At 53.2% G+C, this 5,048-nt stretch carries 8 protein-coding genes; 5 read left to right on the forward strand and 3 right to left on the reverse strand.

Going from position 1 to position 5,048, the window contains the following annotated elements:
• Positions 1-23 precede the first annotated feature (23 nt).
• Entirely contained in the window at positions 24-599 is a 576-nt protein-coding gene (locus L1065_RS15555; RefSeq protein WP_237096430.1) for an alpha-ketoglutarate-dependent dioxygenase AlkB, read from the reverse strand.
• 98 nt (positions 600-697) lie between these two features.
• On the opposite strand from L1065_RS15555, the gene L1065_RS15560 reads away from it, so the two are divergent.
• On the forward strand, positions 698-1,081 hold the full coding sequence (locus L1065_RS15560) for a hypothetical protein (RefSeq protein ID WP_237096431.1): 384 nt from the start codon (positions 698-700) through the stop codon (positions 1,079-1,081).
• On the opposite strand, the gene L1065_RS15565 is transcribed toward L1065_RS15560, so the two are convergent.
• Positions 1,054-1,473 (reverse strand): hypothetical protein, encoded by a 420-nt coding sequence (locus L1065_RS15565; RefSeq protein WP_237096432.1) that lies wholly within the window; start codon positions 1,471-1,473, stop codon positions 1,054-1,056. The genes L1065_RS15560 and L1065_RS15565 overlap by 28 nt on opposite strands.
• 187 nt (positions 1,474-1,660) lie before the next feature.
• On the opposite strand from L1065_RS15565, the gene L1065_RS15570 reads away from it, so the two are divergent.
• The 4 genes from L1065_RS15570 to L1065_RS15585 all read left to right on the forward strand — a co-directional run bounded on the left by L1065_RS15570 (position 1,661) and on the right by L1065_RS15585 (position 3,325).
• Positions 1,661-2,230 (forward strand): hypothetical protein, encoded by a 570-nt coding sequence (locus L1065_RS15570; RefSeq protein WP_237096433.1) that lies wholly within the window; start codon positions 1,661-1,663, stop codon positions 2,228-2,230.
• Positions 2,231-2,304: 74 nt separating this feature from the next.
• Positions 2,305-2,583 carry a CopG family ribbon-helix-helix protein gene (locus L1065_RS15575; protein ID WP_237096434.1) on the forward strand — a complete coding sequence of 93 codons (279 nt, stop codon included), beginning with the start codon at positions 2,305-2,307 and terminating at the stop codon, positions 2,581-2,583.
• Complete coding sequence (locus L1065_RS15580; protein WP_237096435.1) at positions 2,571-2,870, forward strand: type II toxin-antitoxin system RelE/ParE family toxin; 300 nt, start codon at positions 2,571-2,573, stop codon at positions 2,868-2,870. Before L1065_RS15575 ends, L1065_RS15580 begins: the two co-directional genes overlap by 13 nt.
• 83 nt (positions 2,871-2,953) lie before the next feature.
• Positions 2,954-3,325, forward strand: coding sequence for a helix-turn-helix domain-containing protein (locus L1065_RS15585; RefSeq protein WP_237096436.1), 372 nt, complete (start codon positions 2,954-2,956; stop codon positions 3,323-3,325).
• A gap of 455 nt (positions 3,326-3,780) precedes the next feature.
• Here L1065_RS15585 and L1065_RS15590 read toward each other — a convergent pair whose 3' ends face one another.
• Complete coding sequence (locus L1065_RS15590) at positions 3,781-4,788, reverse strand: replication initiator protein A (protein WP_237096437.1); 1,008 nt, start codon at positions 4,786-4,788, stop codon at positions 3,781-3,783.
• Positions 4,789-5,048 lie beyond the last annotated feature (260 nt).

Consider the following 5,048-nt stretch of genomic DNA (forward strand, 5'->3'; position numbering starts at 1 on the left):
CTCCGTAGGTAACACTATTAACACTAGAGGTTTTCAAACTTCATCGTTCGGAACGTCAGTGAGATACGCCGAAAACGGACATATTTCTGACCCGCTATGACATCGGTTTTCCTCGATGGGATGGCGTGGGTCCACATGTGGCGAGCGTCACCTTTCAAAACCAACAGACTCGCGGGTTGGAGGTGTAGCTCTGTTTGCTGAGAATGAGTCTGGGTGGCAAACCGCATCACACAGGCCGAGAGAAGGCTCAGGGATGCGATTGTCTCACCAAAGCAGGGTTGGCAGTCGATATGGGCAGAGATGCCCTGTCCAGGCTGATATTCGTTGACGATGACTTGATCTGGTATGGCGTGGAAATGACCTTCAGAGGTCAACCGTTCCGCCAGCTGGCGGAATAGCTCTGGCAGCGGCCCAAGATAATCTTTCCTGCGGGCCTGTCGCTCCTTGTAGTCGTAGCAATACCCGTAATGCTGGACACGCCGTTTCAAATCGTTGCGCCAGGTGGCCGCGTCGATCTCTTGGACGAGCCTGCCCGCTTCATCCTCTGAGATGTAGTTCTCCAAATAGGTTAGCCCGTCTGGCCAGTGTTTCGAATTCATACCATTTCCTGCAATGGATGACCGTACGGTGGTCTCAGGGAAAGTTAACGGCTTCTGAATATTTTGCGCCCCTGTTAAGCCGCTTCAAAGGTACCAAGATGAAATACGAGTTCAGAGCTAAAACCCTTAGCGGTGCCGTTCGCAAAAGCCTCGCGAGACAGCCAGAAAAGCTTCGTCGCAAGTCGAGCGCGACAATTGACACTGACTATGCAGACTACAATTACGAAACCGTTTCTGTCTTTGTCGAGGAAGGGTATCGTTACACGATTTCGTGGTCTGCAAATGACGATCCCGGTGACGGTGCCTATGGTATCGACATCCGGTCTTACGATGGACATGGGTCATATCGCGGTAGCTTCCGGTCATCTGGAAGCTGGGATTTTACCGCTCGGACAACTGGCGAAATCGAATTTGCCATCGGCGTATCGCGTTCTTTTCAGTCCCTCTTTCGGGACTATTCCATCGACATCTCCATCGACTGAAATTCTGGATACTGGTCCAGGCCGGGTATGTTGCCCATGATGAACTCGCCTTGGGTCTCAAACTGACCAATCTCAACAAGAAACGCAGTCATAACCGGATAGAGCCTGCGGTCTGAGTAGTACATCGTGACAACAGCCATCAGGAGCAGAAGTGGAATGTTGTATCGCTTGGTGAAGGCCATCCAGGCGAAAATACCAATCGGTGCATACAAGGCGAGAAAGTTCATGGTTGCGACGATCGTTCCTAGCCATCTGTGTTCAAGTCTCAGATGAACAAACCGGATGTCGAAGAGCAGATCGGCGTGCAGGTGAAAGAGCACGAAAGCGGTTACGTGCACGGCCAGCACTATGAGAAAAGTCTGCAAAAATGATTTTCGAATAATCGTCTCCATGGCCGCCTCTTAACCAAGAGAATTTAACAACTCGCTTAGATCCGCCCTATGCCCCCTCAGAGGCTCTGAGAGCCGCTCACAGCGCCGTCAGGCGGCTTTAGGTCTCTTGGGTAGGGTTGGCCTTAGTAAGCTTGATTTTGGTTGTGTGAGGGTGGCAGGAAATAGCAACGTATGACATTTGTGACAAATGACCCGTAGATTAGATCACACAACCCGCCAATCCATTGCTAAAAAAGTCAGGGAGGGCGTTCGTCCGCAGGTGCTTGCCCGCGAATATGGCGTCACTGTGCGCACGGTTTATCGCTGCGCGCAGCTTATGCGGGACATTCAGATCGAGAGGGGCAGTAGGACCGAAGTGATCGTGTGCCGCGTCTCACCTGCTGACCTCGCCCAGCTCGACGCCAAGCTGAAAGAAGCTGGCATTCGCAATCGCAGTGAGGCGCTGCGCAACGTGATCCGGAACACGGGCGGTATGGCGATGCCGGATGCGGAGTTGGCCGAGGCGTTGCTGTCCATGAAGGGGGCGCTGAACAAGGTTGGCAACAACGTGACTCAGATCGCTAAGCGCATGAACGATGCCAAAAACCAAGGACAGCCCCTGCCGTTCGCAGAGGAGGACCTGATGGAAATGCGGCATCTTGCGGGGTTTATTCTGGATTTCGCGGATGAGGCTGACCTTATGGCCAGAGGCCGCAGGGCCGCTTTGGAGCTGAAGATTTCTGATGAGTTAAAGCGCATGGCCGAACGCGGTGTGTAACACCTACCCAGATAAGCTCTGGTAATACTTTTCCTCCATAGGTATTATAAAGTGATACCTATGGAGGAAAAGCCATGCCGACACCCGTTGCCGTCAAGCTGGACGAAGACGTCCATAGCCGCGTGAAAGTTCTCGCCGAAGCGCGGGACAGGTCCCCGCATTGGGTGATGCGCGAGGCGATTGCCCAATATGTCGAGCGTGAAGAAAAGCGCGAAGCGTTCCGCCAAGACGGTATCCGTGCCTGGAACGCCTATCAGGAAACCGGGCTGCACGTGACACATGCCGAGGCGGATGCTTGGCTTGCCCAGCTCGCCGCTGGTGACGATCAGGAACCGCCTGAGTGCCACAACTGATCTGGTCGCCCGAAGCGCTGGCAGATGTGCAGCGCCTCTACCGTTTTCTTGCTGAGAAGAACCCTGATGCTGCCAGACGTGCGGCCAGCGCGATCCGTGACGGGATGCAGATCGTTGCGGATCACCCGGATGTTGGCCGTCCTGTCGATGATATGGACCCAGAGTTTCGGGAATGGCCGATCAGCTTCGGTGCCAGTGGCTATGTCGCGCTATACCGCTTGGAGAAGGACGTGGCGCTGGTCGTTGCCGTGCGTCATCAAAAAGAAGTTGGTTACCAGCTTTCTTAAGCAAAGGCTTTATAGCCTGATGTAAGTGAGTTACCCTTTCAAAGATTATATTAGTTATAGCATGAAAAGGGCTGGTTTACGGCATGGAGCTATCCGCATCACAGGCAGCAAAAAGAGTTGGAAAAAGTATTCCAACAATAACAAGAGCCATAAAAAAAGGGAAAATATCAGCAGTTCCGCGTGATGGAGGAGGGTGGATTATAGAGGCATCAGAGCTTTTCAGAGTTTGGCCGGCTGTTTCTATCGATAGTGACGTTACTGCGAAAATGTTAGATCGAGTAACCCCCCATGAAACCAGTGCGTTAGAGCGTGAAGTTGAGCTGTTGCGCGAGATGTTGGAGGAAACTCGCGCTGATCGGGACAGCTGGAAAGATCAGGCACAGAAGATCACGGCTTTGATTGAGGATCAGAGTGCCCGGAAGAAGGGCTTTTGGGCGCGATTGGTAGGGAGATGAGAGTGCTTTCCCACATAAAACCTCTTTTGGTCATCGGCCTTCTAACCGGTCTCACTGGATGTGGGTTGTTCTTGCCAACCCCGGCACACAGGGCGACCGCAACGGTAGAGCCAGAAATGTCAAATCCCGACTTCACAGACCGTTTGTTGGCCGTTCTCTCCGAAGAAGGTTTGTCCGAATGTCGAGGGACGCCGCGTTTGGATGAAAGCTTGCCGGTTTGCTCAATCCCGTTTTGGCAAGGAAATGTCACGAGAGTAGATCGTGATAGAGCCATCGTCGAAGTTGGGGATTTTCCGGCGTACGGAACTAACTCTGTTGGCCACAGCGCAAGGTTTCGTCGCGTGTCTGATGATACGCTAGAGATCACCGTCAAGGGTGTGTTTTTCTACTACGGGCCAATCCCAAATGAAGAAGTTGCGCGGGGATTGGCAATCATACTGGAGGGCCGCCTTTAGCTATCGCAAGCTGTCTTGCTTCTTGCAGTAGGCCACAAAGGCCGCCCCTGCGTTCTGCGGGGGATTGCCCTTGCCAGACTCGTCCCGGGCGAACTCCATCCAGTTCGCGCGGAGAGCGTGGTAGTCCCAGCCCTTTTCCCGTGCGATCCCGCGGGCCTTTTCCTCTGCCCAGTCCGGTAGAGTGATGGCAGGCGCGAGCGTGGTCTTGGCTTTGCGGGGGCGGAAGATCACCAGATCATCTGCTGTCAGCTCCATACGGTAAAACGGCATATGATCGTCAGCGATGATCTGGCGGATGTTGAGGCGGAACTTCTTGAGGGGCGCGTTGCTGCCGGTTTTGTTTTGTAGGTTAGCCAGGCCGATCTGCCATTTCTTCTGCTCACCGCAGTGCTTGCGGGCGATTTCATAGATACGCCGCTCAAGCGGGCGGCGCAGGCGGAAATAGTCGTTTGAGATTGTTACAACCTCGTTGGCTTCGATCGCGCGCATGAACCAGTCGGATAGAACAACCTCACAATAGTCGAGCCGCCATTCGCCTTCTTCCTGCATCACGAAACCAGCCTGATCCACGAGGCTGAAGATGCGCATTTCTCGTTTATTTCCGGTGCGGATCGAGGAGGTGAACTGTGTACCTTGCAGCCGCTTGAAAGCCTGTGCCAGTCGCTTGTAGTGATTTCCACCAATAGGTCGGTTTGTGGCGATTGAGAGCTCACGTGCAGAGAAGCGGACGCGCTTGCCGATCTTCTCGCCTCGGTTTTTCCGGTGCATCAGCTGACTGATACAGAAGATCAGAATGTCTTTGTCTTTGATTGTGGGCAGCCCAAGGATGGAAGGGGCAATCTCCAGCTTGTTCTCACCGTTTTGATAAACCAGGTGCCGCATGTCTGGCTTGGTCGCCAGTGAGAACAACGGGTGCTCCATGGACGCGGTGTCGTCTTTCGGAACCACGTCCGAAATGTCGAGGATGAAGAAGTCTTTCTGAGGGTGTCTATCAGGCAGCAAGGGCATACTTTGATGCTACAAGAAATTTGACCCTTCAGGAACCAAAAGTTTGACCCATCAGGAACCCGCCGCCGGTTCGTTATTTCGGGAGTCCAAGTTTGACCTTTCAGGAACCGTCCCAGCGGATTTTTCGTTTGACCCTTTCGGAACCCAAGTTTGACCCTTTCGGAACCTAAGTTTGACCCTTTCGGAACCCTGTGGATGGTTTCTTACTTTTAGATCATATGGTTGAGGCCAATTTTTTGGCCCGTAACACTACTCCGTAG

It is taken from the genome of Nereida sp. MMG025 (assembly GCF_021654165.1).
GTDB lineage: Bacteria > Pseudomonadota > Alphaproteobacteria > Rhodobacterales > Rhodobacteraceae > Nereida.

What these genes read in the sequence shown, in the direction of transcription:
- L1065_RS15555 (WP_237096430.1), bottom strand. Translation starts at nt 599, where the DNA reads ATGAATTCGAAACACTGGCCAGACGGGCTAACCTATTTGGAGAACTAC.
- L1065_RS15590 (WP_237096437.1), bottom strand. Translation starts at nt 4,788, where the DNA reads ATGCCCTTGCTGCCTGATAGACACCCTCAGAAAGACTTCTTCATCCTC.
- L1065_RS15585 (WP_237096436.1), top strand. Translation starts at nt 2,954, where the DNA reads ATGGAGCTATCCGCATCACAGGCAGCAAAAAGAGTTGGAAAAAGTATT.
- L1065_RS15560 (WP_237096431.1), top strand. Translation starts at nt 698, where the DNA reads ATGAAATACGAGTTCAGAGCTAAAACCCTTAGCGGTGCCGTTCGCAAA.
- L1065_RS15565 (WP_237096432.1), bottom strand. Translation starts at nt 1,473, where the DNA reads ATGGAGACGATTATTCGAAAATCATTTTTGCAGACTTTTCTCATAGTG.
- L1065_RS15570 (WP_237096433.1), top strand. Translation starts at nt 1,661, where the DNA reads ATGACCCGTAGATTAGATCACACAACCCGCCAATCCATTGCTAAAAAA.
- L1065_RS15575 (WP_237096434.1), top strand. Translation starts at nt 2,305, where the DNA reads ATGCCGACACCCGTTGCCGTCAAGCTGGACGAAGACGTCCATAGCCGC.